Genomic DNA, 4,848 nt, shown 5'->3' with positions numbered 1-4,848 from the left:
CTCCTGTTCAGCTTCAGTTCATCAATGAACTTGTTAGCTTAGTGGTCTGTTCCATAAATTCGGTGACGTATTTTTAAACGGAGCTATAAGCTGTAGTAATTTGTTTATCTCAATTACCCCTCCTAACCTCCCCTTATCAAGGGGAGGAATTTCCCCTCCTTAGTTTAAGGAGGGGGTAGGGGAGGTTTAATAATATTGATAAGTACAATTTTAATACGTTACAGTAATTATGTTTTTATATACTTAGGCCTGTAATACTTCACGCAAGGCACTCACACAATATAAAATATTCTTCTTGCTGGAGGCATGGCCCATCAAGCCGATACGCCAGATCTTGCCGGCCATAGGCCCAAGTCCGCCACCGATCTCTAGTCCAAATCGGTTGAGTAAAGTACTTCTAACGGCTGCATCATCAGCGCCGCTGGGAATGCTTACGGCATTCAATTGTGGTAACCTTTCATTCTCCGGGACAAAGAATTGTAAACCCATCGCCTCAATTCCTTTGCGAAATTCCTGATGATTTTCCTGGTGCCTTTGCCAGGCGTTTTCGAGTCCTTCTTCCTGTAAAATAACCAATGCTTCATGAAATCCATAGAGAGCATTAATCGGCGCTGTATGATGATAAGCTCGTTTACTGCCACCCCCCCAATAGGCAGTCACTAAATTCAAATCCAAAAACCAGCTCTGGACTTTTGTTTTGCGGTTTTTTACCACGTCCATTGCTTTTTCATTGAAGCTGATAGGGGATAAACCCGGAGTGCAGGATAAACACTTTTGACTGCCGGAATAGACCGCATCAACTCCCCATTCATCAATTTTTAACGGAATTCCGCCCAGGGAGGTAACAGCATCAACGATTGTTAAGCAGCCATATTCGTGGGCTAGTGCAGTTAATAATTTAACGTCCGATTTTGCACCGGTTGAAGTTTCGGCATGAACAAACGCCAGAATTTTAGCATCAGGATTGGATTTAAGTGCGGCTCCGACTTTTTCAGTATCTACGGCCCTGCCCCAATCGTCCTCGACCATTATTGCCGTAGCACCACAGCGCTCGACATTTTCTTTCATTCGACCGCCAAAAACTCCGTTTTGACAGACGATCACTTTGTCGCCAGGTTCGACCAAATTCACAAAACAAGCTTCCATTCCGGCAGACCCGGGAGCTGAAACAACCATTGTCATTTCATTTTTAGTTTGAAAAGCATATTGCAGCAACTCTTTGATTTCATCCATCATTCGAATGAATTCCGGATCTAAATGTCCGATTGTGGGTCGAGACATCGCTTGTAAAATCCTTGGGTTGACATCTGATGGCCCAGGTCCCATTAGAACCCGGTTTGGTGGTTGGAAGGATGAAATATTCGTCATAGAATTCTCCTGGTTTCGGTTTTGTGATTTATTTAAAATCGCATGAGTCTGGTTAAATTGCAAGTACTATTTTGATATGAAATCTACAAACTTTAAAAACAAATTGGAATTTTCCGAAATAAAAATGACATTTCAAATTGATAGTAACAATTTAAACTTAAAACGATTATATACTCTACGCACATAATAATGATCTCATCAAATTATCATCACACTTATTGGTTTTAAGCCTTCGTTAGATTTAAGGATTTACGATATGATAAAGAAGTTTTTTGATCAAATAAATAAGTTTCCAATCCTGTTTCTTGTTTTGATATTCCCTCTGGCAGCTTTTTCCCAAACCCGCATTATCATGGATGGAGAGTTTAGCGATTGGGATTCTTTGTTCCCCGTCCACCAAGATCCATCCGGAGATATGAATAATGGCGCGATCGATTTTGGTAAAATCTGGATGTCCAATGATGACGAATATCTGTTTATCCGTATTGAACTAGGTGATGAAATTAACCTGCAGGATTTGAATGATATCCATATGTACCTGGACACCGACAATAACAACGCGACTGGCATGCAGATAAACACGATTGGCGCTGAGTTGGTTTGGCATTTTGGTGGTAGGAACGGGCAGTTTTATTTTGGCAGTAACATCACTGGAATACGGCATTCCAATATTGGTATTGTGACTGCACCCACTGTTTCATCGAATGAATTCGAAATCGTATTAAATCGAACTGCAAAACCATTTCAGGAATTTGAGCTTTTCACTCAAGAGTCCATCAAAATTCAATTTGCGAATGGCGGCGAGAATACGGATTTTTTACCCGATCTGGGGCAAACAATTTCTTATGAATTTACTTCTCAGACTTCCACTGAATTACCGCCAATTTACGTAGAGAAGCAGGACGATAACCACTTGCGCATTCTTAGTTACAACGTAGAGAGGGATGGTCTCTTTGCAATCAGCAAGAAAGTAGCTTATTCAAGAATTTTAGGTGCAATTGAGCCTGAGATCATCGGTTTCCAGGAGATATATTCTAATACGGCAGCTCAAACGGCTCAACTGATCGGTACTATTTTGCCTTTACCAACTGGACAAAATTGGCATGCTGCTAAAATTGACCCGGACATCATTGCGGTCAGTCAGTACCCAATTAAGAGTTCATATTCAATTCAGAACAACGGCGCATTTATTATCGACTTGAGACCAAAACATAATTCGGATTTACTTTTTATTGTCGCTCATCCACCCTGCTGTGACAATAACCAGGGACGTCAATTTGAAATTGATGCGATTATGGCGTTTATCCGTGATGCAAAAACTCCGGGAGGCCGGTTAGATATCGCGCCAAATACACCGATTATCATTGTCGGTGATATGAACCTTGTTGGGTTTGCACAACAGTTGAAAACGTTGCTTACCGGAGACATTTTGTTTACCGGGCAATTCGGTGCAGCCTTTGCTCCAGATTGGGATGAAAGTGACTTATCCAAACTATTCCCTATGCAGGTTGAATCTCCCTTTGTTTTTACATGGTGGGACGCGAACAGTTCTTTCAGTCCCGGAAAACTTGATTATATTGTCTTTACAGACAGTGTTCTGGAACCGGAAAACGGCTTCGTCTTATTTACTCCGGCACTATCTTCAAATTCACTAAGTTCATATGGTTTAGTATTTGATGATACCATAGAAGCATCTGATCATTTACCCGTTGTTGGTGACTTTTCTCTAAAAATAACTACAGATGTCAAAGATGAGAACGATGTTCAAGTACCAAACAACTTCAAATTGGAACAAAACTATCCAAATCCTGTTTTTTCCTCAACTACAATATTATTTACACTTGATAAAAAGGCTAAAGTAGACCTGTCCATTTACAATATGCAAGGACAATTAATCCGCAAATTGATAACAGGGGAATTGACAAAAGGCCCTTATGAATTTAATTGGAATGGGACGGATTCTTCATCAAAGCCAGTTGGCAATGGGCGCTATTTTTACCGGCTAACGGTTGATGGAAAGAAAGTGCAGAACCAGATGATCCTTATGAGGTAATAAACGGAAAAAGATTTTGAGTTTTGTTTGGCTTTTACAATTTATTTTATACTTGATTCTAGTATAAGCTTAGGCTATTGTTTGTGAATAAATAATCAATGTCAACATATAGGACAAACAATAGTTTTTTCTTGATCAAATATAACCTTTTTAAAATTAAACTTCTAATGTGCCATAACCAATACCAGGATCAATCCTTCGCCTCGTGCCAAACCTTCAATCGCTTTACCGATAATTGCTCCTTCACAAGCTTTTACTTCGGCACAAAGCTGGGCATAACCAGGTTTATTGGATACCATTAGCAAGTTTCCGGGAAATATTGATCCATTTTCAGTTGTGGCTTTCACCGGAACTTGCCCCATTAGAGCCAGCATAGGTTTACTTTCAAGAGCCAAATCCGTAGTTGTCTCCAAATCTTCACGACGATTTCCTAATGTAAATCCCGGGTTTGTTGTGATAACACCAGCAATCAACTGACTGTTGCCGCGAGCTTTTCGATAATACCCAGGTTTGTTCGGATCCAGTTCCACTACATCACCGGATTCAACTTTCTCAGAAACATTAATACGCTCTGCCATATCAGCCCCACCGCCTATAAAAGAATTCTTCGTAAAGACGTTGCCGGAGGAGCGTTCCACACGAAATACCATGTCAGCTTGCGTAGGTAGAAGAGCTCTAAGGGCATTGATACGCCCGGCTCCTAATTTTCCTGCAAATGATGGATTTTTCTGATCCAAATCATCAGCTGTATTCTCAATCTGTGTCTGAACATCATGAGGAGTCCATTCGGGATATTTAGCAAATAACAATGCTGCAACGCCACTGACGTGTGGAGCAGCCATTGAAGTTCCACTCTTTAAACCATACTGATTAACCAGTTTGGTGCTTAATATGGATGAACCAGGAGCTGATATATCCACCCAGTCACCAAAGTTAGAAAATCCTGATTTATGGTCATTGTGGTCTGTACTAGCAACAGCGAAACTATTTTCGAAATTGGCAGGGTAAAAACCTGGATCATCCTCACTATTATTTCCTGCAGCAGCGATAAAGAGAGCACCTAAAGAATTTGCATAATTGATTGCATCTTGGAGAGTTTGCGAATAATAATCTCCCCCCCCAACTGTTATTAAGAATTCGTACTCCATTATTTGTACCATAATAGATGGCTTCAACAGCTTTTACATCCCCATGACCGGATTCTCCAATAGATTTCAAAGCCATTAAGCGGCCATACCATGAAATACCTGCAATACCAATATTATTATCGCCAACGGCGCCCACAATACCGGCAACATGAGTGCCGTGTCCATGATCGTCGAAAGGATCATTATCATCGTTAACAAAATCCCAGCCATTGATATCATCGATATAACCGTTACCATCATCATCTATCCCATTGTTTGCAATTTCTCCATTGTTCGTCC

Annotated in this window: 4 protein-coding genes; 1 reads left to right on the top strand and 3 read right to left on the bottom strand. The window is 40.7% G+C overall.

Features of this window, described 5'->3' with window-relative positions:
* Positions 1 to 243: 243 nt before the first annotated feature.
* On the bottom strand, positions 244 to 1,326 hold the full coding sequence (locus tag IIC38_19985; GenBank protein ID MCH8128202.1) for an alanine--glyoxylate aminotransferase family protein: 1,083 nt from the start codon (positions 1,324 to 1,326) through the stop codon (positions 244 to 246).
* 298 nt (positions 1,327 to 1,624) lie between these two features.
* Here IIC38_19985 and IIC38_19980 point away from each other — a divergent pair, with 298 nt between their 5' ends.
* On the top strand, positions 1,625 to 3,421 hold the full coding sequence (locus IIC38_19980; protein MCH8128201.1) for a T9SS type A sorting domain-containing protein: 1,797 nt from the start codon (positions 1,625 to 1,627) through the stop codon (positions 3,419 to 3,421).
* 164 nt (positions 3,422 to 3,585) lie between these two features.
* On the opposite strand, the gene IIC38_19975 is transcribed toward IIC38_19980, so the two are convergent.
* Entirely contained in the window at positions 3,586 to 4,569 is a 984-nt protein-coding gene (locus IIC38_19975) for a S8 family serine peptidase (GenBank protein ID MCH8128200.1), read from the bottom strand.
* On the bottom strand, positions 4,451 to 4,848 hold a 398-nt coding region (locus tag IIC38_19970; protein MCH8128199.1), incomplete at its 5' end, for a S8 family serine peptidase. The genes IIC38_19970 and IIC38_19975, both read right to left, overlap by 119 nt.

It is taken from the genome of candidate division KSB1 bacterium (assembly GCA_022566355.1).
Classification (GTDB): domain Bacteria; phylum Zhuqueibacterota; class JdFR-76; order JdFR-76; family DREG01; genus JADFJB01.
The sequence above is the reverse complement of the archived record's forward strand: the minus strand, read 5'-3'. Positions and strand labels throughout refer to the sequence as shown.

Excerpts from the sequence above, each read along its gene's own strand:
- IIC38_19985 (MCH8128202.1), bottom strand. The coding sequence starts at position 1,326 with ATGGGACCTGGGCCATCAGATGTCAACCCAAGGATTTTACAAGCGATG.
- IIC38_19980 (MCH8128201.1), top strand. The coding sequence starts at position 1,625 with ATGATAAAGAAGTTTTTTGATCAAATAAATAAGTTTCCAATCCTGTTT.
- IIC38_19975 (MCH8128200.1), bottom strand. The coding sequence starts at position 4,569 with ATGGAGTACGAATTCTTAATAACAGTTGGGGGGGGAGATTATTATTCG.